Source organism: Streptomyces sp. NPDC107550 (assembly GCF_055639095.1).
This window is the reverse complement of sequence record NZ_JBVKBC010000014.1, coordinates 75,725-99,277: the sequence shown is the minus strand read 5'-3', so window position 1 is coordinate 99,277 and position 23,553 is coordinate 75,725. Positions and strand designations below refer to the sequence as shown.

Sequence of the window (23,553 nt, the reverse complement as noted above, 5' to 3'; positions counted from 1 at the left end):
GCCGGCCGTCAGTCGACGAGGGCTGCCGCCCGTGCGGTCAGCGGCCCGGTGTCGCGGCGGGCCCGGGGTCCGTGAGGGCCAGTTCCACCCAGTCGACCGTGTCGCCGTCCAGCCGGTACCGGTCGACCTCGGTGGTGAACCCGGCGCGTTCGGCGAACCGCAGCCCCGCCGCGTTCGACATAAGGACGACCGTTTCGACGCGCGTCGCACCACGCGCGCGTGCGGCGGCGAGCCCGCGCTCGTACAGCGCCCGCCCGAAGCCGCGCCCCCGGTGCTCGGGCAGCACGCGGGCGATCACCGTGGCGGTGCCCTCGCGGGGCGGGCGGACGGTCGAGCAGCCGACGAGGACGTCGTCGGCGTAGGCGTTCTCCAGGAGGTTGCGCCCGGCGCGTTCGCGTACGTCTTCGAGGGACAGGCGGGCCGATTCTGCGGGCACGATCGTGTTGTGCGCGTCCTGCCAGGCGGCGAGGGCGTCGTCGGGGCTGTCGCTGGTCAGCCGCACGAAACGGAGTTCGGTCATCGCCGTATCCAACGCTGTCAGTGGGGCCCGGCACAATGGGTTTCGCCGGGTTCGGCAGCGGACCCGGCCGTGGCCGGAGAAAGGGAGGGTGAGCGCATGACCGTATGGGACGACCTCGTCGGTCAGGAGCGTGTGGCCGCCACGCTGGACGCCGCCGCGCGGGACGCGGACGCGCTGGTGACGGCCGTGTCCTCCGACACCCCGCCGCCCCCGGCCTCGAAGATGACGCACGCCTGGCTGTTCACGGGCCCGCCGGGAGCGGGCCGGGTCACCGCGGCGCGCGCGTTCGCCGCGGCCCTCCAGTGCGTCTCGCCGGACCGCGCGCTGGGCGGCACCCCCGGCTGCGGGTTCTGCGACGGCTGCCACACGGCCCTGCTCGGCACGCACGCCGACGTCTCCAGCGTGGCCGCGGTCGGCTCGCAGATCCTGGCCGACGACATGCGCGACACCGTCCGCAAGTCGTACACGTCACCGGCCGGCGGGCGCTGGCAGGTGATCCTCGTCGAGGACGCGGAGCGCCTGAACGAGAAGTCGGCGAACGCGGTCCTCAAGGCCGTCGAGGAGCCCGCCCCGCGCACGGTGTGGCTGCTGTGCGCGCCGTCCGTCGAGGACGTGCTGCCCACGATCCGCTCCCGCTGCCGCCTGCTGACGCTGGCGACGCCGAGCGTCGACGCCGTCGCCGACATGCTCGTACGGCGGGACGGGGTGGAGCCGGCCGCCGCCGCGGCCGCCGCCCGCGCCACGCAGGGGCACGTCGATCGCGCGCGGCGCCTTGCGACCGACCCGCGCGCGCGGGAGCGCAGAGCCGCCGTCCTGAAGGTGCCGCTGCGCGTCGCGGACGTCGGCGGCTGTCTGAAGGCGGCGCAGGAGCTGGTGGACGCGGCGGGCGAGGAGTCCAAGCAGCTCGCGGAGGAGGTCGACGGCAAGGAGACCGAGGAGCTGAAGGCGGCGCTCGGCGCGCAGGCCGGCGGGCGGATGCCGCGCGGCACGGCGGGCGTGATGAAGGACCTGGAGGACAGACAGAAGCGCCGCAGGACGCGTTCGCAGCGCGACAGCCTCGATCTGGCGCTCACCGAGCTGACGGCCGTGTACCGCGATGTGCTCGCGCTCCAGCTCGGTTCGCGGGTGGCCATGGCCAACGTGGAGATCCAGGACACCCTGGAGCGGCTCGCCCGGGAGACGTCCCCGGAGTCGACCCTGCGCAGGATCGAGTCGATCGCCGCCTGCCGGGACGCCCTGGACCGCAATGTGGCGCCGCTGCTCGCGGTGGAGGCGATGACGCTGGCGCTGCGGGCGGGCTGAGGGCGCCGGTAGCGGGGGTTCGTGCCGAGCGGGGGGCTGGCATGACGTTCGACTACCTGAGGTGACCGTCGCCGCGCGGAGCGTTACGCTCACCCGATGTGCTCCAGGCGCCTCTCCTTCCCTCACCGCCGTCGCCGCGTCGCCGTCACCGTCGCGGCCGGGCTGCTGCTGACCGGCATCGCGGCCTGCTCGCCGGGCAGTTCCAGCTCCGCCGAGCGCGCGTCGCTGGCCGCGCTGCCCAGCTCCGACCAGGCGCGCCTGAGCGCGTACTACGACCAGACGCCGAAGTGGCGGGAGTGCGGGGCGCCCGGCTTCCAGTGCGCCACGCTCAAGGCGCCGCGCGACTACGACAAGCCCGACGCCGGCGCCATCGACCTCGCCGTCTCCCGCAAGAAGGCCACGGGCCCCGGCAAGCGCCTCGGCTCGCTCCTGGTCAACCCGGGCGGCCCCGGCGGCTCGGCGGTCGGCTACCTCCAGTCGTACGCGGGCATCGGCTACCCCAAGAAGGTCCGCGCCCGCTACGACATGGTCGCCGTCGACCCGCGCGGCGTCGCCCGCAGCGCGCCCGTGACCTGCCTCGACGGCAAGCAGATGGACGCGTACACGCAGACCGACATGACGCCGGACGACGCGGCCGAGCGCGGCGAGCTGACCGCCGCGTACCAGCGCTTCGCGCGCGGCTGCGAGACGCACGACAGGACCTCGCGCCAGGTCCTGCCGCACGTCTCCACCGTCGAGGCGGCCCGCGACATGGACCTCGTCCGCTCGGCCCTCGGCGACGAGAAACTGACGTATGTCGGAGCCTCGTACGGCACGTTCCTCGGGGCGACGTACGCGGGGCTGTTCCCGAACCGGGTGGGGCGGCTCGTCCTCGACGGCGCGATGGACCCCTCGCTCTCGGCGCGCGAGCTGAACGAGCAGCAGACCGCCGGCTTCGAGACCGCGTTCCGCTCCTTCGCCAAGGACTGCGTGAAGCGCTCCGACTGCCCGCTCGGCACGGGCACGCCGGACCAGGCGGGTGAGCGCCTCAAGGCGTTCTTCGCGCGGCTGGACGCGAAGCCGCTGCCCACCGGCGACCGCGACGGCCGCAGGCTCGGCGAGGCGCTCGGTACGACCGGCGTGATCGCCGCGATGTACGACGAGGGCGCCTGGCCGCAACTGCGCGAGGCGCTCATCGCGGCGATCGACAAGAAGGACGGCGCGGGGCTGCTCGCCCTGTCCGACAGTTACTACGAGCGTGATCCGGACGGCACGTACGCGAACCTGATGTTCGCCAACTCCGCCGTGAACTGCCTCGACCAGCCGCCCGCCTTCATCTCGCCGAAGGACGTCGAGAGCGCCCTCCCGGCGTTCGAGAAGGCGTCCCCGGTCTTCGGCGCGGGCCTCGCGTGGTCCGCCCTGAACTGCGCGTACTGGCCGGTCAAGCCCACCGGTACCCCGCACCGCATCACCGCCGATGGCGCCGCCCCGATCGTCGTCGTCGGCACGACCCGCGACCCGGCGACGCCCTACCCCTGGGCCAAGTCCCTCGCCGCCCAGCTCTCCTCCGGCCACCTCCTCACCTACGACGGCGACGGCCACACCGCGTACGGCCGCGGCAGCTCCTGCATCGACGACGCGATCGACGCCTACCTCCTGTCCGGCACCCCGCCGGCGGACGGAAAGCGCTGCTCATAGCCCGTGCGGGGGCGCCCGCAATACCCGTGCGGAGCACCCCCGGGGACCGTGTAGGATTGGCGACGTTGCTGACGCACTCCGGTGCGAGCGGCGGCGCCGCCTTAGCTCAGATGGCCAGAGCAACGCACTCGTAATGCGTAGGTCTCGGGTTCGAATCCCGAAGGCGGCTCAGCTCAGAACCCCAGGTCACTCGTTTGTGACCTGGGGTTTCGTCGTTCAGCGCGTGTGATTGCGGTGAACGCCCGTCCGGTGACCCTCTGGCGCGGGACGTCCGGCCCCTTCTCCAGCCGCCCGCGCCGCCGGGTCTTGACCCGGGTTCGGGGCCCCGGCCGTGCGCGCGGGCGACCGCTCGTCTTGGCGTGGCGCCGGCTTCCGGGAAGACTTCCACGACCAGGCCGACTGAGACGGTCGCCGAGGCCCACCGCGCCGGCCGGCCCTGTGGGCAAGTCCAGTAGCCGGGAGGAAGGGCCGCCCGTGGAATTTGCCGAGTACGACGTCGCGTACCTGCTCTACGCACCCGTGAATAACCCGCACGGGTGGCATCTGGACCTGCCCGCGTTCGGCCGGGCGCTCGCCGGCTCCTTTCCCGAGGTGCGCTCCTCGAGGGAGGAGGGGCATCCGGCTCGCTTGTCGTTCTGGGCCATGACCGCGGGCGGTGAGGAGTTCGCGGGATTCGCCGACAATGAGTCCCGCGACACGATCGCTCTCCATGAGGCGACGGTCGACGAAGCCGCGGCCTTCATGCAGTGGCTTCGCGATTCCTGCCTGCCCGCGTCCGATCTCATCCGATTCACCTCCGAACTCGCCTACGCACGGGAGATCGAGACCGACTGGCGAGTCCCGGCCACAGGCGGCCGTGCAGCGATCGTGGATGAGATCAAGAACCACCTCCAGGCTGTCGTCGGAGGCTGACAGATGGATCCGCGCACCCCGCTCAGGCCATTTCGCGCCGCCCCCTCGTCTGCCGGGCAAGATGACTCCGCCGGGTGGCCGATGTGCAGGCGGCCCGAGTGAGGTTTTCGCCGTGGCCGTGAAGAGGAGAGTGCCCCCCGGCGGTCGGGGGCGCCGCCGACTTTCCTCGGGGGTTATGCGCTGGGTCGCCGCGAGCCCATCCTATCCGTTCGCCAGCGCCACCAGGACAGGGCGAAACCGGTCCCCGCTATGAGCATGGGAACGGCCAACTCCACGGCCAGGCTCGCCATCCACTCCGGGTTCATCTTCCGCACCATGCCGCTGCCGTACTGGCAGGACGCCTGCGGTGGCAGGAAGCTGTAGTCCAGCGTCCTGGGCGGGTTGCTTCTCCACTGCCCTCCCGCGGAGCAGGCGGACGAGGGCCCGGTGAACAACTGCCAGCCCGCCCACGCGTAGAACATGAGGAACACGGAGCCGGTGACGAAGAAGGCCGTGCCGGTCCGCCGGAGCTTCTCGACGCGGGTCATCGGTACCACGTGGTCACCGCCGAGCCGGGGCTCGCCGCACTCCGCGATCAACGCTGCCAGCAAGCACAGCACGAATACCGCCATGGCCAGCCAGAGCACGTAGCCGAGGACGCCGGCACCGAGGGAACTCACCTCGCCCCCTTCGAACTCGCAGACGGTCGATGGGGGGTAGACCTGATCGCGGATGTCCAGCAATCGCCCTGGGCCCGTCGTCAGACCCTGCGTGCAGCGCTCGCCGAACTCCATCATGCTGAGCAACGCCACGCCCGAGCCGATGATCACGACCCCAGTCGAAATACCTGCCGCGGCCCACAAGGGGTCGGTCCGATAGGCGCCATAGGTGGGGCTGTCCGACATCCATGCTCCTTGGGCGGCGTCCGCAGGGCGCTCCGGTGGCCCTCCCTCAGCACAAGTACAAGAGGCGCGTCGCGCCGTCCGCAGTTCCCCCACGGAGGAACAGGCCGTGCCGCGCCCCGCCCTACGGCGCCAGTGGGCAGCGTCCTCCCGACCGGAAAAGTGAGGCCGAGCCGGCTCGTTCCGGGGAGCCGCCGCCTCTGCCTTGCCCGGTGTACGGTCCCCGCACGCGATCCGTACCGCGGACCCAGACCATCCGGAGGCAGGATGACCGACACTGCCGCACGTCCCGCTCTTGCCGGGGCCGCCCTGCGACGCGGGCTGCCGCCCCGGCACCCGGCCGCATGACCCCCGACCGCGGCGGTGCCAGGCCCCGTTTCGTCCGGCGCACGACCAACCCGCGTCTCCACGAAGACGACGGCGCGGGTCTCATCGTCTCCGGCGGGACCCCGCACTACCGGTACCAGACCGAGGGGCCGGTGCGGCACGTCGCCGTGGCCGACGGCCGGGGCGGACTGGTCGGCTATGTGTGGTTCAACGACCGGGACGACGCCGCAGACTGGGTCTCCGTCAAGGCCGCCGGCTCGCGGGCCGACCGCCTCGGTCTCGCCTGGACGGACCGGCTCGGCGCCGGAAAAGCGCGCGGGCTCCGTCCGTCCCAGACCGTGGCCGAGTGGGTCCGGCACCGGGCCGCCACCGAGTTCACGCACATCGTGGCGGGCTCGCTCTCCGAGGCGCCGAGCCTCCAGGCTCTGGAGGCCCTCGCCGGGCACCCGGTCTCGCGGCGCGTCAGGCAGGCCGCGGCCGGGTCCCTCTTCGGGCTTGCCCTCGGGGATGCCATGGGCGGCTTCACGGGGTCTTTCGGCGTGGCCCGGATCACGGCCGAGTTCGGTTCCTGGCGGGAGATGGAGCTGCCGCTCACCACGGAAGACGTCGTTCAGGTGACCGACGACACGCAGATGGCCCTGGCCGTCGGTGAGGCACTTCTTGAGGTCACGACCGGTGATACCCGGGACCGCCGAAGTAGTCGTACGGGAGGTGCCACCCACGTCCTCACCCCTGCCACGGTCGAAGCCGCGCTCCGTAAGCACTTCGTCTCCTGGCTGCACGATCCCGACAACAACCGCGCCCCTGGCCGGACATGCGTCAACGCCTGCGCCGCTCTTGAGCGCGGCATGCGGTGGCAGGACGCCACGGCCATCGACTCGAAGGGCTGCGGCGCCAACATGCGCGTCACCCCCGCAGCCCTCGTCCCCGGTCTGAGCCGCGAACAGCGCGCGGGAATCGCCCAGTTGCAGGCAGCGCTCACCCACGGCCACCCCACCGCGCTGGCGGCGAGCGACCTGACGTCCCACGCCACATGGCTACTCGCCCACGGATGCGACCTCGGCGGCCTGCTGCCGCAACTGCGCGTCTACGTCCAGGAATCGCGCTCCGCGTACTACGGCGAGTGGCTCGGCGGTCTGGCTACCAAGGCCGGCGCGTCCGACCCCGGCGCCTACATCGCCTTCGGCTGGGACGAGTGCGCGCGGGCCCTGGACAGAACGGCTGCCGCGCTGCGCGCCAAGGACGTCGAACGGGACCCGTCCTCCATGGTGGGAGCCGGGTGGGTCGCCGAGGAAGCGCTGGCCTCGGCCCTGTACTGCTTTCTGGTGGTCGACGGCGACGCCCGATCCGCCATCATGCGCGCCTCCCACACGTCGGGCGCCTCGGACACCGTCGCCGCCCTCGCCGGTGCGTTCGCCGGTGCCAGGCACGGCCTGACCTTCTGGCCTCCGGAATGGCGGGAGGCGCTGGAGTACAAGGGCCGGATCCGGGCGCTCGCCACGGCGTTGGACGCGGGCTGACGCGGCGGGCGCCTTTTCGCCGGTCGCGGTAGCCGCCCCCCAACTCGCGCCGTGGTCGACGGCTCTGGCCGCGCCGCCAAGGCCAGGAGCGTCAGCAGCGCCCTCCGTGGAGACGGGCGTACGGTCCTTGCGCGCTGCCATGACATGAGCGCGGTATGCCCTGGGCGGACGGACGGACGGACGGACGGGCGGGCGGGCGGACGGGCTGGCTGGCAGACGGTTCTCGAATCCTGTTCCTCGAATTCTGATGATCACTCCGAACAGTGGACCCCCTGGCGTGGTGTGTTTCTCCTGAGGAGTCGATGACGTATCTCTGGGGCCCGTTCGGCATGAGCGAATTGGCCAGATCGGGAGAAACCGCGTGAAGAGATGCGTAGTACATGGTGCGTTGGCAGCCTGCACGGCCGTGGTGATGGCGGGGGCCGGCCTCGCCGGGCCCGCCGCCGCCTCGCCTCCAGTGGCCGCCTCCGTCCTCGGCAAGGAGCCGGTGGTCTTCGACAAGCCGGGTACGTCCACGTACTCCGTGCCATCAGGCGCCAAAGCCCTCGTCATCGAGGTATGGGGCCCCGGTGGGGCTGGAGGGGAGGCCGGTAAGGGTGGGTTGGCCGGGACCGGCGGCGGTGGAGGTGGCGGGGGTGGCGGTGCCGGCGGGGGCGGTGGCGCGTACGTCAAGTGCCGGCTCACCAACCTCAGGGCGGGGAAGCCCCTCACCGTCCGGGTCGGGAAGTCCCAGTTCAGCTCCGTGACCAGCGCGGTCCTTCTGGGCGTTCAGGTGACTGCCAGCGGCGGAGGCAAGGGCGCGCCCGGCAAGAACGGCGTCAATGGCCAGGCCAGAACCGAGCACGCCCAGGGCGGAACAGCCGGCGAGGGCGGGAGCAACGGCGTCTACCCCTCCTTCGGGGGCAGCGGCGGAAAGACCGTGAAGTGTGTCGGCCGACTTGGCATCGGTGCGGAGGAGTTGGAGCGGCACACCGGCGGCGCAGGCGACGACGGCAAGCGGGGCACCGCCGGAGGCGACCAGCAGGGCGGAGGCAGCCCGGGGACCGGCGGAGAGGGCGGCCAGGGAGGCAGCGGCGGGGCTGGGTACCAAGGGTTCGGCGGCGGCAGCGGCGGATCTGGCGGCTGTGGCGGTAAGGGCAATCCTGATGCGGGTCCTGGCGCTGGAGGCGCCGCTCACGACAACGGCCAGATCGGGACCCGGTGCACCTCACAAGCTGCGGGTTCTCCTGGACGCGTAGTGATCACGGCCGCGTGATCGGCGGGTTGGGGTAGTACCCGTACCTATATCGCCGCTCAGGCTGACCCGCCCCGGGCCCTCCATGACGAGCCCTGGGGCAGACGACCCGCCGGCCACCGCCACCACCCCCACCCCCCTCAAGCGTGGGTTGGAGCCCTTACCACCGCGATGAGTGAGCGACGGGTCGGCGGGCTGACCGGTCGGGCCGGGAAAAAACCCCTTGGGTGGGGGGAGGGGGGTTGTTATCGTGCCGCGAATGGCAGCGATCAAGAAGGTTCAGATCACTTTTGACTGCGCGGAGCCCCCGCGCGTCGCCCGCTTCTGGTGCGAGGTGCTCGGGTACGTGCAGCCTGAGCAGGGCGCCGAGGACGGGTCCTGGGCCGTCGCGCAGGACCCGGCGGGGGAGGGGCCGCGGCTGTACTTCCAGCGGGTTCCCGAGGGGAAGGTCGCCAAGAACCGGGTGCATATCGACGTGCGCGCCGGGAGCGGGCTCGTCGGGGCGGAGCGGCTCGCCGTGCTGGAGGCCGAGCGGGACCGGCTCGTCGCGCTCGGCGCCACCTGCGACCGCGTCCTGTACGCCGACGAGGAGAACGAGTCCTGCATCAACATGCGGGACGTCGAGGGGAACGAGTTCTGCCTCGACTGAGCGCCGTCGAGCACCGTCACTTCGCGTCCGCGTAGCAGCTCACCGTCGCCGTCGTGAACGGGAACCGCACCGGCGTCTCGCCGAACGTCAGCCGCCCCGCGAGGTCCGCCGCCTCCCGCACCGCCTCGGCCACGCGGGGGGCCTCCGCCTCCGGGCAGTGCACGATGACCTCGTCGTGCTGGAAGAACACCAGCTCCGCCGCCAGCCCCTCCAGCGCCCGCCGCAGCGCCGCCAGCACGAGCAGCGCCCAGTCCGCCGCGCTGCCCTGCACGACGAAGTTACGGGTGAAGCGGCCCCGCGCGCGCGAGTTCGACGAGGAGTAGCCGTACGGGGAGGGGCCCGAGCGCGGGTCCGGGGCGTCGGCGTCGTCCTGCGGCAGACCCGCCTCCTCGGCGTCGCCCGCGCCGGCCGCCGGCGGGCACGTACGCCCCAGCCACGTGCGCACCAGCCGCCCCTCCTCGCCCGCCCGCGCCGCCTCGTCCACGTACGCGACCGCCTGGGGGAAGCGGCGGCGCAGCAGCGCCAGGTTCTTCAGGCCGTCGCCGGAGGTCTGGCCGTATATCGCGCCGAGGACGGCCAGCTTCGCCTGCGCGCGGTCGCCGAAGGACGCGTGGTCCGACACCGACTGGTACAGGTCGCCCTCCTGGCCCGCGACCTCCATGAACGCCGGATCGCGGGAGATCGCCGCCAGCACTCTCGGCTCCATCTGGGCCGCGTCCGCGACCACCAGCCGCCAGCCCGGGTCCGCGACCACCGCCCGCCGGATCACCTTCGGGATCTGGAGCGCCCCGCCGCCGTTCGTCGTCCAGCGGCCCGAGACCGTACCGCCGGGCAGGTACTCCGGGCGGAAGCGGCCGTCGCGGACCCAGTCCTGGAGCCAGGACCAGCCGTGCGCCGTATAGATGCGGTACAGCGTCTTGTACGCGAGCAGCGGCGCGACCGCCGGATGGTCGACCGACTCGATCTCCCAGCGCCGCGTCGACGTGATCTTGATGCCTGCCTGCGCGAACGCCTTGACGACGTCCGCCGGCAGGTCGGGTCTGACGCGGCGCCCGAACGCGGCGGAGACCTCGTCGGCCAGCTCCGCGAGGCGGCGCGGCTCGCCGCCGCCCGCGTACCGCTCGCCCAGCAGCTCGTGCAGGACCGCCCGGTGCACGTCCGCCCGCCAGGGCACGCCCGCCGCGTGCATCTCGGCCGCCACCAGCATGCCCGCCGACTCGGACGCCGTGAGCAGGCGCAGCCGGTCGGGGTGGTCGGAGGCGGTGTGTCTGCGCTGCTGTTCCGCGTAGACCTCGACGAGGTCGGCGAGGGGGACGCCGATGGTCGGGCTCGGCTCGAACAGCGAGGACTGCGACCCCGGTTCGGCCACGCGCGGCGGCGGGTCGGGCGGTACGGGAGTGCCGCGCAGCCGGGCGAGGGCCGCGGCGGCGGAGCGGGGTTCGCCGTGCCGGCCCTCGTGCGCCACCAGCAGGTTCTCCGCGGCCTCGATGTCGTAGCAGCGGTCCACGCGCAGGCCGGCGGCGAGCAGGCGGGGGTAGACGGCGTGGGTGTCGCGCCAGACCCAGCGCGTCACGTGCGGGCGGGCGCGGACGGCCGCCGCGAGGTCCGGCTCGTGCAGCACGGGACCCGCGGGCACGCCGTCCGCGGCGAGCGGTACGAGGTCCGCGCCGCCGCGGTCGGTGGGGGCCAGCGCCCAGCGGTCACCCGTCCTGTCGGTCACATCGCCGAGTGTCACATCCGGCACTGACAATCGAGGCGTTCTTGATCGCCGGGCGAGGTCCGGGCCATGGTGGAGCCCCGGCGCGCCGCTGTGCCCGGCGCCCTCGAACCGAACGAAGGATGCGCGTTTTGCTCGTCGACCGCCGTCGCCTGTTCACCGGCGCCGCAGCCGTGGCCGCCACCGCCCTCACCGGCGGCACGCTCACCGCCTCCGCCGCCCCCGGCAGGCCCCACGCGCGCGGAGCGGCCCCGGGCCACACCCCGGACTTCGCCGCGCTGGAGCGCAGGCACCGCGCCCGCCTCGGCGTCTGGGGCCGCAACCTGGCCACGGGCGTGACCGTCCGCCACCGGGACGGCGAACTGTTCCCGATGTGCTCCACGTTCAAGACGCTGGCGGTCGCGGCCGTGCTGCGGGACCTGGACCGCGACGGCTCGTTCCTCGCGCGCCGCATCCGCTACACGCAGGCCGACATCGACCGCGCGGGCGGCGCGCCCGTCACGGGGAAGCCGGAGAACCTGGCGCACGGCATGACCGTCGAGGAGCTGTGCGGCGCGGCCATCTCCTACAGCGACAACACGGCCGCGAATCTGCTGCTCAAGGAGTTGGGTGGCCCCCGCGCGGTGACACGGTTCGCGCGTTCCGTGGGGGACCGGGTGACACGTCTGGACCGCTGGGAGCCCGCGCTGAACTCCGCCGAGCCCGGCCGCCGCACGGACACGTCGACCCCGCGCGCGTTGGGCGGCACGTACGGGCGGCTCGTCGTCGGTGACGCGCTCACGGGCGCTGACCGGGACCGGCTGACGAAGTGGCTGCTCGCCAACACCACCAGCGGCGAACGGTTCCGCAAGGGCCTGCCCGCCGACTGGGTCCTCGGCGACAAGACCGGCACGGGCGCGTACGGCACCGCCAACGACGTCGGCGTGGCCTGGACCCCCGACGGGGCGCCGGTGCTGCTGTCCGTGCTGACGACGAAGAACACCGTGCCGGGCGCGGTGCCGGGCGCGGCGGCGGACAGCGCGCTCGTCGCGGCGGCGGCCGCGCTCATGGCCGACGCCCTCGCCTGACCGCCGGCCACGGCCCACCGACCGACCGACCGCCGACCACGGCCCACCGACCGACCGCCGGCTACGCCCCCCCCGCAACCACCCCGCACCCCCTCCGACCTGCGGGAACGGCGCGTTGTCAGTGGGCGGTGAGAGCATCGGGGATGTGACCACCACCGTCGACCGCGCGCTCGCCGCGGCTCTGTACGACGCCGGCGCCGACGACCTCGACACCGGCGCCTCCCTGCTGGCCGCGGACCCGGCCGCCGACGCCGAACTCGCGGCGCGGGGGCGCGAGTTCGTGCGGCGCGCCTGGGAGCGCGGCTGGCAGCCCGCCGACGTGCTGCGCATGGTCGTACGGGAGTACGGGCCCGACGCGCCGCACATACGGGTCGCGGCGCGGCTCGTGCGGGAGGAGACCGGACGGTACGACGTGCTGCCGCCGCGCTGGGCCGCGCAGCTCGCGCACCTGGCCGAGCAGGCCGGGGACGGCGACGCCGGGCGGGACCGGGGCCGCCAGGACCGTTTCTCCGCGGCGACGACCACGCTGGAGCTGTTCCGGCTGCTGCTGCGGCTGCCCGCGATCGAGGCCGTCGGGCCGGTGCCGGGGCAGGCGCTGTCGGTGCCGGTCGAGGGGGAGCCGAAGACGCTGGCGCGGATCAGGGCGCTGCTGGCCAAGGCGGAGGCGACCGGGTATCCGGCGGAGGCGGAGGCGCTGTCCGCCAAGGCGCAGGAGCTGATGGCGCGGCACTCGGTCGACGCCGCGCTGCTGGCCGCCCGTACGCACGCGGCGGACGCGCCCGAGGCGTGCCGGATCGGGGTGGACGCGCCCTACGAGACGGCGAAGGCGGTGCTGCTGGACGCGGTGGCGGGGGCGAACCGCTGCCAGGCCGTGTGGAACAGCGGGTTCGGCTTCTCGACCGTCGTCGGGTTCGCGTCCGACCTGGACGCGGTCGAGGTGCTGTACACCTCGCTGCTCGTGCAGGCGACGGCGGCGATGACGCGGGCCGAGGCGGAGCAGCGGGCGGGCGGCCGCAAGCGTACGAAGACGTTCCGGCAGTCGTTCCTCGCGGCGTACGCGCACCGGATAGGCGACCGGCTGGCGGCCGTCGCGGCGGACGAGGTGCGGCAGGCGGCCGGCAGCGAGGGCGAGCTGCTGCCGGTGCTCGCGGCGCGCGACGTGGCGGTGACCGAGCGGACGGAGCGGATGTTCCCGCAGACCGTCGCCACGCGCGTACGCGGGGTCTTCGACGAGGCGGGCTGGGAGCACGGCCGGGCGGCGGCGGACCGGGCCCGGGTCGGCGACGGGTCCGGCGCGGGCCGGGGCGGACGGCCGGAGGTGGGGAGGGGGGAGTGCCTCTGAGCGCGGGCTGAGATCGAGGAGGGCGGGGCTCGGGCGCCGAGCGGAACAAACCATCCCCTTCCCCCAGGTAAACGGGTAATAAAGGGCACACCACCCTTATCCTTGCCGGGTGAGCTGGTTCCGGGCGTTGAAGGACACCACCCGCTCCGGCCTCAAGGTCGAGCGGAAGCGCCTGGAACCCTTGATCGCCCTGCGCGGCGCGGCCGGCCTCGCCATCGTCGTCGCCGTCAGCCTGAACGCGTTCGGGCCCGCGGTCGCGGCCGGTTCGGCGTTCGGCGCGTTCCAGGCGGCCATCGCCACGTTCCAGCGGAGCTGGCGACCACGCCCCGAGCTGGCGCTGGCCTCCGGCGCGAGCCTCGGCGTCTCCACATTCCTCGGCTATCTCACCGGCGCCCACCTGGCGTTCTTCCTGCCGCTGCTGGCGCTGTGGACGTTCCTCGCGGGCCTGTCGTGGGCGGCCGGCCCCACCATCGGCATCATCGCGTCGTCCAACGTGGCGATGATGCTCGTCACCATCACCCTGCCGACGACGCTCACGGAAGCCGCCGGGCACGCCGCGATGATGGTCTTCGGCGGGCTGGTCCAGGCGACCTTGGTGATCCTCTTCCCCGTCCGCAGATGGGGCGCGCACCGCGACGCGCTCGCGGACGCGCTCGCCGCAGAGGCCGACTACGCGCGGCGGCTGCGGCACGATCCCACCGCCCCCTTCGACCCGACGCCCCTGATGCTCGCGCGGAACGCCGCCGCGCTCACGCCCCGCCAGGCCCGCACCCGCCCCGCCCAGTTGCGCGGCTCGCGCGGGCTCGCCGAACGCATCCGGCCCGTCCTCGCCTCGCTCGCGGACCCGGCCGTCGGCGTACCGGCCGAAGGGCCCGAACGCGACCGCGTACGGGAACTGCTCGCCGCCACCGGTTCCGTCCTCGACGCCGCCGCCCGCGCGATCCGGCACGGCACGCCCGTCGACATCCCGGCCGGGTCCATCGCCGTGTTCCGCACGCCCGACACGGGCGCGGTCCTCACCGGGCCCGCGCAGCGCGCCGCGACCCGGCTCGGTTCGCTGCTCAGGGACGTCGTGGAGACGGCCGGCGGGGTCCGGCCGCCCGACGCCGGGCACGGCCGCCTCCCCGGCCTGCGGGACTTTTTGTTGCGCCGCCGCCCCGGCCCCGCGCCCGGCCCCGCGCCCGCCCCCGAGGCGCCCGCGGAACGGGCGGCTGGGGCGCCGCCCGCCGCGCTGCCGCGCCCGAGCCTGTTCCGGCTGCTGCCGGTCGCCGTGCGCGCCATCCGCAAGGAGGCCAGGCCCGGTTCGCCGATCCTGCGCCACGCCACGCGGGTGACCACGGTCGCCGTCGTCGGCTACCTCATCGGCGAGGTCCTGCCGTTCGGCCACGGCTACTGGGCTCCCATGGCCGCCGTCATGATCATGCGGCCGGACTTCTCGCAGACGTACTCGCGGGCCGTGGCCCGGTTCGGTGGCACGCTCGTCGGCGTCGCGCTCGCCACGGGCGTCGTCCAGCTCGCGCACCCGGACACCGGGCTCTCCGCCGCGCTGGCCGTGCTGTGCGCCGCGCTGATGTACCTGCTGATGCGCACCGGGCAGCTCGCCGCGCAGGCGTGCGTGTCCGCGTACGTCGTCTTCCTGCTCGGCATGGGCGGGCAGGAGTGGAGCCAGACCGTGCCCGAGCGGGTGGTGCTGACGCTGGTCGGCGGGGTGCTGGCGATGATCTCGTACGCGCTGTACCCGGCGTGGGAGACGCCCCGGCTGCGCAACCGGCTCGCCGACTGGCTCGTCGCCCTCGGGGATTACGCGGCCGCCGTCGTCGGGCACTACGCGCATCCGGAGGGCAAGGCGTGCCCCGACGTACGGGAAGCGCTGCTCAAGGCGCGGAACGCGCATCTGGCCTGGGAGGAGGCGGCGGCGCGGGCGCGGACCGAGCCCGTACGGCATCGGGGGCTGTCGAACTCCGCGGCGGAGGACGCGGCGCACGCGCTGCATCATCTGGGGCGGGTGGCGATGTTGATGGAGGCGCATCTTCCCGAGCGGGGTGCTGTGCCGGTGCCGGCGGCGCAGGCGCTGGCGGAGGCGTTGCGGGGGGCTTCGCGGGAGGGGGCGCGGGATATTCGTGAACGCCGGGTTCCTCGGTGGGACGGGGTGCGGGAGGCGCTGGCGCGGTGGGAGGGGGAGGGGGTGCCGGATCGGGTTGTTCGGCGGGGGGCGGGGTTGTTGCTGGAGACGCTGGGGGAGTTGTCGGAGGCGTTGGATTCCGACGAGCCGCCGATGAGTGTGAAGGGGGCCGAACCGTAGACTCCGTCGGTTTGTACGGGGTCAGGTCCGCTGGGGTGACCGCCCTTTTGCGCAGTTCCCCGCGCCCCTGGGACGTTGCCCGGCTTTCCGCCGGTGGGGCTTCCCGCGCAGTTCCCCGCGCCCCTTCGGGGCACGATCGTGCGTTGTTTTCTGCGGGTGGGTGGGGCTTCTCGCGCAGTTCCCCGCGCCCCTGAAGCATGCACTTCGTGCAGCTTCCCCTTTGGGAAGCGGGGCTTCGCCCCGGCTCCCCCAGGGGAGGAGGTGGCGACGTAGTCGCCCCGACAGGGGCGCGGGGAACTGCGCGACCAGCCACGACGAGAGTCGAGGGCAAAGAACCCGCCCGAAGGGGCTGTCACCTCAGGGGCGCGGGGAACTGCGCGATCAGCCACGACGCACCCGCAGTCGATGAACCCACGGGCAGGCCCACCCACCCCCGTTCAAAGGGGCACCGTCACCCCGTGGGGAGGCCAGTGGGGAGTTTGCCGTTGGGGGCCCTCTTGAACGTGTCCCGCGTTCCCCCGTCCCAGACGACCGTCATCTTCGACGAACCGCCCCCTCGAACGACCCCGTTCGTCCGCCCCGTGTCCCCGTCCGCGCACTTCAGGAGCAGCCGCACCTTCCCGTCCCCGTCGGACACCGTCCCCGCGCACAGATGCCCCTCACCCGTGCTGAGCGAGACCTGCTTGCCGCCGACGACCAGGACGACAGGCTTGCCGCCGCTCTGCCCGCTCCAGATCCCCTGCACGCCGTCCACGGACCCGCCCACGGACCCGCCCGCCGACGTCGAGGCCGAGCCCGAAGCCGCCCCGGAAGGCGCCGCCGACGCCGAAGACCCTCCGGAACCTCCGGAGTCCCCGTCGCCGGACCCGGAACACCCCGCGACCCCGGCCACCGCCAGCAAACCCACGGCGACCCCCGCCGCACCCCGCACCATCCGCACGTTCCTGATCCGCACAACATCCCCCTACGTCACAGCCGCCTGCCGGAAATCGCCCCGGCAAGTTACCAGCAGTCACCCCCACGCCCACCGTGATGCACCTCACCCCTCTCCCGTCCCCGCGCCTATTGAAAACGGGAGTCATTTTCATATACTAGCCCCATGGCACGCAACGAACTCCGCCCAGTGATCCGCCTCAGGTCCACCGCGGGGACCGGCTACACGTACGTGACGCGCAAGAACCGGCGCAATGACCCGGACCGCGTGACGCTGCGCAAGTACGACCCCGTCGCGGGCCGCCACGTCGACTTCCGAGAGGAGCGATGACCATGAACATCGCCATCCACCCCGCCTACGGACCCGTCGTCTTCCGGGACCGCGCGGCGAACCACGCCTTCCTCACCCGCTCGACGATGACCAGCGAGCGCACCGTCGAGTGGGAGGACGGCCGGACCTACCCCGTGGTCGACGTCGAGGTGTCGAACGTCAGCCACCCCTTCTACACAGGCAACCAGCGCGTCCTGGACACCGCCGGCCGCGTCGAGCGCTTCGAGCGCCGGTACGGCGAGCGCCCGGGAGCCTGAGCCCCCGGGCGCCGAAAAGCCCGTACGAGAAGGTGAATCGTTACCGCGGTGAACCGTCAGAACGGGAACTGGCTGCGGCCGTGCTGGACCGAGATCCACTTCTGGGTGGTGAAGGCCTCCACGGTCGCTTCGCCGTTCAGGCGGCCGATGCCCGACCGCTTCTCGCCGCCGAAGGCGACCAGCGGCTCGTCGTGCACGGTCCCGTCGTTGACGTGGATCATGCCGACGTCGATCTGCTGGGCGAACGCCACGCCCCGCTCCACGTCCCCGGTGTGCACGGCGCCGCTGAGCCCGTACGGGGTGTCGTTGGCGATGCGGATCGCCTCCTCGTCCCCGTCGAAGGGGATGAGCAGCGCGACCGGGCCGAAGATCTCCTGGCGCAGCACGGGGGAGTCGGCGGGCAGGCCCGTCAGGACGACCGGCTCGACGAGATTGCCGTCGACCTCGCCGCGTACGAGGGCCGTGGCGCCCTCGGCGACGGCCTGGTCGACGACCGCGCAGATCGCGTCGGCCTGCGTGGAGTTGATGACCGGGCCGATGATCGTCCGCGGGTCGCGGGGGTCGCCGGCGGGCAGCGTCCTGACCTTGGCGACGAACTTCTCCGTGAACTCCTTCTCGACCTTGCGGTCCACCAGGATGCGGTTGGCGGCCATGCAGACCTGGCCCTGGTGCACGTACCGGCTGAAGACGGCCGCGTCGACGGCGTAGTCGATGTCGGCGTCGTCGAGGACGGTCAGGGCGCTGTTGCCGCCGAGTTCGAGCACGGCCTGCTTGAACTGGCCCGCGCACACCGTCGCCACGTGCTGGCCGACCTTGTCGGAGCCGGTGAAGGAGATGACCTTCGGCACCGGGTGCGTCAGCAGGGCGTCGCCGATCTCGGCGATGTCGGTGATCAGGACGTTGAGCAGGCCGCCCGGCAGCCCCGCGTCCTCGAACAGCTTCGCCACGAGGGAGCCGCCGCAGATCGGCGTGTTCTGGTGCGGCTTGAGCACGACCGCGTTGCCGAGGGCGAGCGCCGGGGCGACCGACTTGAGGGACAGCAGGAACGGGAAGTTGAACGGGGAGATCACGCCGACGACCCCGACCGGCACCCGGTACAGCCGGTTCTCCTTGCCGTCGATGGGCGAGGGGATGACCCGGCCCTGCGGGCGCAGCGAGAGCTGGATCGACTCGCGCAGGAACTCCTTGGCGAGATGCAGCTCGAAGCCCGCCTTGATCCGGGTGCCGCCCAGCTCCTCGATGATCGCCTCGGTGATCTCCGCCTCGCGCTCCTCGACCAGGCGCAGCGCCCGCTCGAAGACCATCCGGCGCGCGTAGGCGTTGGTCTTCGCCCACTCCTTCTGCGCGCGCTCGGCCGCCCGGTACGCCTCGTCGACCTCGTCGACACTGGCCACGGTGATCGAGGCCAGCTTGTCGCCGCTGTACGGGTTGAAGTCGATGATGTCCCACGACCCGCGCCCCTCGCGCCACGAGCCGTCGATGTACTGACGGTCGAGTTCCGTGAAGTACGTGTGTGAGGACTGTGACGTGGAAGGAGACGTCATGGGAAATCCCTTGCTGAAGCGCCGGACACCTGAGGTGCCGTCATCGTAAGCCCGTTACCGGTCAGTTGTGACGGGAGAACGCTCAACTGTGCTTTGTGCTCAGGCGAATTCGTTCAGCACGCGGTGAATCAGCTTGCGGCTCTCCTCCGGTGACGGGCACTGCTCCTGGAGGTCGGCCATCGCCTTCTCGTACTGGGCCACGTCCTCGCGCTTGTCCAAGTACAGGGCGCTCGTGAGCTGTTCGAGGAAGACGAGGTCGGAGAGGTCGGACTCGGGGAACGACAGGAGGGTGAAGGTGCCGGACTCGCCGGAGTGCCAGCCCGCGCTGAACGGCATGATCTGGAGCGTCACATGCGGCAGCTCCGCGACCTGCGCCAGATGCTCCAGCTGCCCGCGCATCACCTCGGGCCCGCCGTGCACGCGCCGCAGCGCGGCCTCGTCCAGCACCAGCCGTACGTCGGGGGCACGCTCGGCGACCAGCAGTTTCTGCCGCTCCAGGCGGAGCGCGACGCGGCGCTCCACGTCCTCGGGGGCCGCGTCCTTCATGCCGCGGGCGACGACCGCGTGGGCGTACGCCTCGGTCTGCAGGAGGCCGTGCACGAACTGGGCCTCGTAGCCGCGGATACGGCAGGCCGCGCCCTCCAGGCCGATGTAGGTCTGGAACCAGCCGGGCAGCACGTCGGAGTAACTGTGCCACCAGCCCGCGACGTTGGCCTCCTTGACCAGCGAGAGCAGCGCGGCGCGCTCGGCCCCGTCGGTCACGCCGTACAGCGTCAGCAGGTCCTCGACGTCTCTCGCCTTGAAGCTCACCCGTCCCAACTCCAAGCGGCTGATCTTGGATTCGGAGGCACGGATCGAGTAGCCGGCGGCCTCTCTGGTGATGCCCCGCGACTCGCGCAGGCGCCGGAGCTGGGACCCCAGCAGGATCCGGCGTACCACCGAGCCACCCCCAGAGCCGAGCGCCTGGGGCGACCCCCATGACTCCGCAGCGGTCACGTCTCCTCATCCTCCCCATCGGTGCAGAGGCCGAAGTCTGCCACTAAAACGCTCCCCCCTGTACTCATCCGGTTACGGAAACGGAAAGATCACGAAAGGACCGCGCAAGAAGTCGCGGGAAGATATGAGCAACAAGCGGTACGGGAACGTCCAAGTCCGGCGCGTGCACGTGCATCTGCCCTTGCATCCGGTGTGCGCATTCGGAACGATGGCAGCCACCACCGCTCGCTACGTACTGCGATTCTGGGGAGTGCCTCGCATGGGGACGAACGGATCGACCATGCTCGAGCCTTTAAGGCAGGGGCTTCCTCCTCTCGACCCTTCGGCTGTCTCCAGCGCCGCGTCCTGCGCGCTGCCGGCCCGCTATGAAGCGGTGCGCAGCGCACGGGAGTTCACGCGAAGAACGCTCGGTGACTGGGATGTGCCGCAGCGCTTCGACGACATCTGTCTCGTCGTCTCGGAACTGGTGACGAACGCGCTGCGCCACGCGCTGCCCGCCGACACGCTCTACGACCAGGACCCGCCGGTGCGGCTGCACTTGATGCGCTGGACCTCGCGCCTGGTGTGCGCGGTGCGCGACCCCTCCGACGAGAGCCCGGTGGCGCGGTACGCCGACGAGGACGCCGTCGGTGAGGACTTCTCGGCGGAGTCGGGGCGCGGCCTGTTCCTCGTGGACTCCTTCAGCGACGGCTGGGGCTGGCACCCGATGACCGGCGACCTGACCGGCAAGGTGGTCTGGGCGCTGTTCCACGTCTGAGGGGCCGTCAGCGGGCGGCTCGCGAGCGCGCCTCAGGCGATGAGGTGGTCGAACTCGCCGTCCTTGACGCCGAGGAGCATCGCCTCGATCTCGGCGGGCGTGTAGACGAGCGCGGGCCCGTCCGGGAAGTTCGAGTTGCGTACGGCGACGCCGCCGCCGGGCAGTTTGGCGAACTCCACGCAGGAGCCCTGCGAGTTGCTGTGCCTGCTCTTCTGCCAGACCACTCCGTGAAGTTCCGTGGCCGCCATGCCGTTGTACACGTGGTGCACGGTTCACTCCCGGTGGTGCTGTGACTGTGAACAGTTCCTGTGACAGGGGATAAAGCAGAGATCAACTGTCCCAACTGTCCAGGATCATAGCTGTGTTCACATGCGGCTGCATGGGCAGATGCACGTGCACGCGGAGTGGTACTCCGGTTACAGCCCCCTCACACCCCCGGCCCGGCCCACCGTCGGCCCCGAAGTGCCGTCTGCCCCGGAACCCGGCCGACATGCGGGGTTCTCCGGGCTGCCGCTCACGGGCGCGCCCAATAGGACCGTAACTGACCTACATGACTCCTAGAGTGAGGGCACCGCAGCGCGCCGCTCCCGGCGTGCCGAATGGAGAGGCTCACCCCATGGTCATGCACGTGAACCCCGAAGCCCCCGGCGACGAGCTCGGCGCCCTGCTCTCCTTCATCGCCGAACAGCGCGGCGGCATCCGGCGCTCCCTGCTCGGCCTCACCGACGAGCAGGCCGCCTCCACCCCGAGCGCCAGCTCCCTGTCCCTGGCCGGCATCGCCAAGCACGTCGCCGAGGTCGAGCAGGGCTGGATCGCCCTGGCGAGCGGCACGAAGCCGGACAACCCCCGCACCCCGGAGACGTACCACCTCGGTTTCCGGCTGGTCGAGGGCGAGACCGTCGAGAGCCTGCTCGACTACTACGAGGACGTCGCCCGGCGCACCGAGGCGTTCTTCCGCGCCGCGCCCGGCCTGGACGAGACGTTCGCGCTGCCCGACGAGCCCTGGTTCCCCGACGGCCAGCGCGTCTCGCTGCGCTGGCTCGCCCTGCACCTGATCCGCGAGACCGCCCGGCACGCCGGTCACGCCGACATCGTGCGCGAATCGCTCGACGGCAAGACCGCCTTCGAACTGGTCGCGGCCGCCGCCTCCTGACGTCATACGCTGGGGCGCATGTCAGCCATCCGTCTCCTGGTCCTCGGAGCCGTGCGCCAGCACGGCCGGGCGCACGGCTACCAAGTGCGCACCGACCTGGAGTACTGGGGCGCCCACGAGTGGTCGAACGCCAAGCCGGGCTCGATCTACCACGCGCTGAAACAGATGGCGAAGCAAGGACTGCTGCGCGCCTACGAGGTCGCCCCCTCCACCGCGGGCGGCCCGCCGCGCACCGAGTACGAGATCACGGAGCAGGGCACGGACACGTACCTCGCCCTGCTCCGTGACGCGCTCACCGCGTACGACCAGCGGCCCGACAGCCTCACCGCCGCGCTCGGCTTCATGCCCGACCTGCCGCGCGCCGAGGTCGTGGCGCTGCTGCGCGAGCGGGTGCGCCGCATCGAGGCGTGGCGGGCCTCCGTCACCGGCTACTACACGCCCGAGGGCGGCCCCGGGCAGCTCGGGCATATCGGCGAGATCATGCACTACTGGGTCCACTCCGCCGACTCCGGCGCCGTGTGGACCCGCGGCCTGATCGAGCGGATCGAGGCCGGGGCGTACACCTTCCTCGGCGAGGGTGAACCGTTCGTCGGGGTTCTCGCCGACGGCCAGGAGAACCCGTACGCGTCCGGACCGGCCGCCGGCTGAGGGCCTCGCCGGTGTCGTGGACGGCCGTCAGTGGTGGAAGGCCGTCGCCGCGTCCCGGTCCCGGGTCAGCGGGTGCGGCTGGCGGCGCAGTTCCGGAAGCAGCCGCTCCAGGTCCTCCAGGAGCGACTGGGCGAGGTCGGCGGAGAAGCCGTTGCGGCACACCACGCGCAGCACCGCCAGATCCTCCCGGTGCGCGGGGAAGGTGTACGCGGGCACCAGCCAGCCCCGCTCCCGCAGCCGCCGCGACACGTCGAACACGTCGAACGCGGTCACGTCCTCGGCCGTCGTGAACGCGAACACCGGCAGCTGGTCCCCGCGCGTCAGCAGCCGGAAGTCGCCGAGCGCCTCGATCCGCTCCGCGAGCCCCCGCGCCACGTCCCGCGTCGCCTGCTGCACCGCCCGGTAGCCCTCACGGCCCAGCCGCAGGAACGTGTAGTACTGCGCGACGACCTGCGCGCCCGGCCGCGAGAAGTTCAGCGCGAAGGTGGGCATGTCACCGCCCAGGTAGTTGACCCGGAACACCAGCTCCTCGGGCAGCGCCTCCGCGTCCCGCCACAGCGCCCAGCCCACCCCCGGGTAGACCAGTCCGTACTTGTGCCCCGAGGTGTTGATCGACGCGACGCGCGGCAGCCGGAAGTCCCACACGAGGTCCGGGTCGAGGAACGGCGCGACCATCGCCCCCGACGCGCCGTCCACATGGACGGGGATGTCGAGGCCCGTACGTTCCTGAAGGTCGTCCAGGGCCGTGCACAGCTCCGCGATCGGCTCGTAGGACCCGTCGAACGTCGAACCGAGGATGCCGACGACGCCGATCGTGTTCTCGTCGCACAGCTCCGCGGCGGCCGCCGGATCCAGATGGAAGCGGTCGCCCTCCATCGGGACCTGCCGCGCCTCCACTTCCCAGAAGTCGCAGAACTTCTCCCAGCAGACCTGCACGTTGATCCCCATGACCAGGTTGGGGCGGGCCTCGCGCGAGGGGTAGCGGTCGGCGTTGCGCTTCATCCAGCGCCGCTTGAGGGCCATCCCCGCTAGCATGCACGCCTCGCTCGACCCGGTCGTCGAACAGCCGACGGCGGCCGAGGCGTCCGGCGCGTTCCACAGGTCCGCGAGCATCGCCACGCAGCGCCGCTCCAGCTCGGCCGTGCGCGGGTACTCGTCCTTGTCGATCATGTTCTTGTCACGGCACTCGCTCATCAGGACGCCGGCCTGCGGCTCCATCCACGTCGTGACGAACGTGGCGAGGTTCAGGCGGGCGTTCCCGTCGAGCATCAGCTCGTCGTGCACGAGCTGGTACGCGGTCGCCGGCGCGAGCGGCCCGTCCGGCAGCCGGTGCTTGGGCGGGGCCTCCGTCATCCCGGCCGCCGGGTTCGCCTCCCCGTAGAACGGGTTGATCGGCACCCGGCGCTCGTCGTAGGGCTTCTCGGCAGGGCTCTCGTGCAGGGGGGACATACGACCTCCATACCGTCGTCGGCGGGGCCCACCGC

Annotated in this window: 21 protein-coding genes and 1 tRNA gene; 14 read left to right on the top strand and 8 right to left on the bottom strand. The window is 72.3% G+C overall.

The genetic code is table 11. The annotated features are described in order from the left end of the window. Nucleotides 1-37: 37 nt before the first annotated feature. Nucleotides 38-520, bottom strand: coding sequence for a GNAT family N-acetyltransferase (locus ACZ7LY_RS20165; RefSeq protein ID WP_471625997.1), 483 nt, complete (start codon nt 518-520; stop codon nt 38-40). 96 nt (nt 521-616) lie between these two features. On the opposite strand from ACZ7LY_RS20165, the gene ACZ7LY_RS20160 reads away from it, so the two are divergent. From ACZ7LY_RS20160 to ACZ7LY_RS20145, 4 genes are all read left to right on the top strand, one after another. Next, nucleotides 617-1,822: a DNA polymerase III subunit delta' gene (locus ACZ7LY_RS20160; RefSeq protein WP_471625996.1), complete on the top strand. Its 1,206-nt coding sequence runs from the start codon at nt 617-619 to the stop codon at nt 1,820-1,822. A gap of 96 nt (nt 1,823-1,918) precedes the next feature. Continuing rightward, nucleotides 1,919-3,499, top strand: coding sequence for an alpha/beta hydrolase (locus ACZ7LY_RS20155; protein WP_471625995.1), 1,581 nt, complete (start codon nt 1,919-1,921; stop codon nt 3,497-3,499). Between the two features lie 95 nt (nt 3,500-3,594). After that, nucleotides 3,595-3,668, top strand: a tRNA-Thr gene (locus tag ACZ7LY_RS20150). Between the two features lie 305 nt (nt 3,669-3,973). Next, nucleotides 3,974-4,411, top strand: coding sequence for a hypothetical protein (locus ACZ7LY_RS20145; protein WP_471625994.1), 438 nt, complete (start codon nt 3,974-3,976; stop codon nt 4,409-4,411). Between the two features lie 173 nt (nt 4,412-4,584). On the opposite strand, the gene ACZ7LY_RS20140 is transcribed toward ACZ7LY_RS20145, so the two are convergent. Then, nucleotides 4,585-5,295 carry a hypothetical protein gene (locus tag ACZ7LY_RS20140; RefSeq protein ID WP_471625993.1) on the bottom strand — a complete coding sequence of 237 codons (711 nt, stop codon included), beginning with the start codon at nt 5,293-5,295 and terminating at the stop codon, nt 4,585-4,587. Nucleotides 5,296-6,044: 749 nt separating this feature from the next. Between ACZ7LY_RS20140 and ACZ7LY_RS20135 the strand changes: the two genes are divergently transcribed. Beyond that, the gene (locus ACZ7LY_RS20135; protein ID WP_471626058.1) at nt 6,045-7,139 is read left to right on the top strand and encodes an ADP-ribosylglycohydrolase family protein; all 1,095 of its coding nucleotides are present in this window, start codon (nt 6,045-6,047) and stop codon (nt 7,137-7,139) included. Nucleotides 7,140-8,632: 1,493 nt separating this feature from the next. After that, nucleotides 8,633-9,022, top strand: a complete 390-nt coding sequence (locus ACZ7LY_RS20130) for a VOC family protein (protein WP_471625992.1) — start codon at nt 8,633-8,635, stop codon at nt 9,020-9,022. 16 nt (nt 9,023-9,038) lie between these two features. Here ACZ7LY_RS20130 and ACZ7LY_RS20125 read toward each other — a convergent pair whose 3' ends face one another. Beyond that, on the bottom strand, nt 9,039-10,742 hold the full coding sequence (locus ACZ7LY_RS20125) for a bifunctional 3'-5' exonuclease/DNA polymerase (RefSeq protein WP_471625991.1): 1,704 nt from the start codon (nt 10,740-10,742) through the stop codon (nt 9,039-9,041). Nucleotides 10,743-10,861: 119 nt separating this feature from the next. Here ACZ7LY_RS20125 and bla point away from each other — a divergent pair, with 119 nt between their 5' ends. The 3 genes from bla to ACZ7LY_RS20110 all read left to right on the top strand — a co-directional run bounded on the left by bla (nt 10,862) and on the right by ACZ7LY_RS20110 (nt 15,450). Beyond that, nucleotides 10,862-11,806: a class A beta-lactamase gene (gene bla / locus ACZ7LY_RS20120; protein ID WP_471625990.1), complete on the top strand. Its 945-nt coding sequence runs from the start codon at nt 10,862-10,864 to the stop codon at nt 11,804-11,806. A gap of 145 nt (nt 11,807-11,951) precedes the next feature. Further along, on the top strand, nt 11,952-13,148 hold the full coding sequence (locus tag ACZ7LY_RS20115; RefSeq protein ID WP_471625989.1) for a DUF2786 domain-containing protein: 1,197 nt from the start codon (nt 11,952-11,954) through the stop codon (nt 13,146-13,148). A gap of 109 nt (nt 13,149-13,257) precedes the next feature. Next, nucleotides 13,258-15,450 (top strand): FUSC family protein, encoded by a 2,193-nt coding sequence (locus ACZ7LY_RS20110; protein ID WP_471625988.1) that lies wholly within the window; start codon nt 13,258-13,260, stop codon nt 15,448-15,450. Between the two features lie 451 nt (nt 15,451-15,901). On the opposite strand, the gene ACZ7LY_RS20105 is transcribed toward ACZ7LY_RS20110, so the two are convergent. Continuing rightward, on the bottom strand, nt 15,902-16,204 hold the full coding sequence (locus ACZ7LY_RS20105) for a hypothetical protein (RefSeq protein WP_471625987.1): 303 nt from the start codon (nt 16,202-16,204) through the stop codon (nt 15,902-15,904). Nucleotides 16,205-16,549: 345 nt separating this feature from the next. On the opposite strand from ACZ7LY_RS20105, the gene rpmG reads away from it, so the two are divergent. Beyond that, the gene (gene rpmG / locus ACZ7LY_RS20100; protein ID WP_428953225.1) at nt 16,550-16,714 is read left to right on the top strand and encodes a 50S ribosomal protein L33; all 165 of its coding nucleotides are present in this window, start codon (nt 16,550-16,552) and stop codon (nt 16,712-16,714) included. A 2-nt stretch (nt 16,715-16,716) separates the two neighbouring features. Then, nucleotides 16,717-16,971 carry a type B 50S ribosomal protein L31 gene (locus tag ACZ7LY_RS20095; RefSeq protein WP_471625986.1) on the top strand — a complete coding sequence of 85 codons (255 nt, stop codon included), beginning with the start codon at nt 16,717-16,719 and terminating at the stop codon, nt 16,969-16,971. A gap of 56 nt (nt 16,972-17,027) precedes the next feature. On the opposite strand, the gene ACZ7LY_RS20090 is transcribed toward ACZ7LY_RS20095, so the two are convergent. Together ACZ7LY_RS20090 and ACZ7LY_RS20085 are read right to left on the bottom strand one after the other, a co-directional pair. Continuing rightward, nucleotides 17,028-18,515, bottom strand: a complete 1,488-nt coding sequence (locus tag ACZ7LY_RS20090; protein WP_471625985.1) for an aldehyde dehydrogenase family protein — start codon at nt 18,513-18,515, stop codon at nt 17,028-17,030. Between the two features lie 99 nt (nt 18,516-18,614). After that, nucleotides 18,615-19,511: a helix-turn-helix domain-containing protein gene (locus ACZ7LY_RS20085; RefSeq protein ID WP_471625984.1), complete on the bottom strand. Its 897-nt coding sequence runs from the start codon at nt 19,509-19,511 to the stop codon at nt 18,615-18,617. Between the two features lie 259 nt (nt 19,512-19,770). Here ACZ7LY_RS20085 and ACZ7LY_RS20080 point away from each other — a divergent pair, with 259 nt between their 5' ends. Continuing rightward, entirely contained in the window at nt 19,771-20,268 is a 498-nt protein-coding gene (locus tag ACZ7LY_RS20080) for an ATP-binding protein (RefSeq protein WP_471625983.1), read from the top strand. 32 nt (nt 20,269-20,300) lie between these two features. Here ACZ7LY_RS20080 and ACZ7LY_RS20075 read toward each other — a convergent pair whose 3' ends face one another. After that, a complete protein-coding gene (locus ACZ7LY_RS20075) occupies nt 20,301-20,537 on the bottom strand; it encodes a DUF397 domain-containing protein (protein WP_471625982.1) in 237 nt (78 codons plus the stop codon). A 347-nt stretch (nt 20,538-20,884) separates the two neighbouring features. Between ACZ7LY_RS20075 and ACZ7LY_RS20070 the strand changes: the two genes are divergently transcribed. After that, complete coding sequence (locus ACZ7LY_RS20070; protein ID WP_471625981.1) at nt 20,885-21,421, top strand: DinB family protein; 537 nt, start codon at nt 20,885-20,887, stop codon at nt 21,419-21,421. A gap of 18 nt (nt 21,422-21,439) precedes the next feature. Beyond that, on the top strand, nt 21,440-22,069 hold the full coding sequence (locus ACZ7LY_RS20065) for a PadR family transcriptional regulator (protein ID WP_471625980.1): 630 nt from the start codon (nt 21,440-21,442) through the stop codon (nt 22,067-22,069). Between the two features lie 27 nt (nt 22,070-22,096). Here ACZ7LY_RS20065 and ACZ7LY_RS20060 read toward each other — a convergent pair whose 3' ends face one another. After that, complete coding sequence (locus tag ACZ7LY_RS20060; protein WP_471625979.1) at nt 22,097-23,518, bottom strand: glutamate decarboxylase; 1,422 nt, start codon at nt 23,516-23,518, stop codon at nt 22,097-22,099. Between the last annotated feature and the right edge of the window lie 35 nt (nt 23,519-23,553).

Excerpts from the sequence above, each read along its gene's own strand:
- ACZ7LY_RS20165 (WP_471625997.1), bottom strand. The coding sequence starts at position 520 with ATGACCGAACTCCGTTTCGTGCGGCTGACCAGCGACAGCCCCGACGAC.
- ACZ7LY_RS20160 (WP_471625996.1), top strand. The coding sequence starts at position 617 with ATGACCGTATGGGACGACCTCGTCGGTCAGGAGCGTGTGGCCGCCACG.
- ACZ7LY_RS20155 (WP_471625995.1), top strand. The coding sequence starts at position 1,919 with ATGTGCTCCAGGCGCCTCTCCTTCCCTCACCGCCGTCGCCGCGTCGCC.
- ACZ7LY_RS20140 (WP_471625993.1), bottom strand. The coding sequence starts at position 5,295 with ATGTCGGACAGCCCCACCTATGGCGCCTATCGGACCGACCCCTTGTGG.
- ACZ7LY_RS20130 (WP_471625992.1), top strand. The coding sequence starts at position 8,633 with ATGGCAGCGATCAAGAAGGTTCAGATCACTTTTGACTGCGCGGAGCCC.
- bla (WP_471625990.1), top strand. The coding sequence starts at position 10,862 with ATGCGCGTTTTGCTCGTCGACCGCCGTCGCCTGTTCACCGGCGCCGCA.
- rpmG (WP_428953225.1), top strand. The coding sequence starts at position 16,550 with ATGGCACGCAACGAACTCCGCCCAGTGATCCGCCTCAGGTCCACCGCG.
- ACZ7LY_RS20095 (WP_471625986.1), top strand. The coding sequence starts at position 16,717 with ATGAACATCGCCATCCACCCCGCCTACGGACCCGTCGTCTTCCGGGAC.
- ACZ7LY_RS20090 (WP_471625985.1), bottom strand. The coding sequence starts at position 18,515 with ATGACGTCTCCTTCCACGTCACAGTCCTCACACACGTACTTCACGGAA.
- ACZ7LY_RS20080 (WP_471625983.1), top strand. The coding sequence starts at position 19,771 with ATGGGGACGAACGGATCGACCATGCTCGAGCCTTTAAGGCAGGGGCTT.
- ACZ7LY_RS20070 (WP_471625981.1), top strand. The coding sequence starts at position 20,885 with ATGGTCATGCACGTGAACCCCGAAGCCCCCGGCGACGAGCTCGGCGCC.
- ACZ7LY_RS20065 (WP_471625980.1), top strand. The coding sequence starts at position 21,440 with ATGTCAGCCATCCGTCTCCTGGTCCTCGGAGCCGTGCGCCAGCACGGC.
- ACZ7LY_RS20060 (WP_471625979.1), bottom strand. The coding sequence starts at position 23,518 with ATGTCCCCCCTGCACGAGAGCCCTGCCGAGAAGCCCTACGACGAGCGC.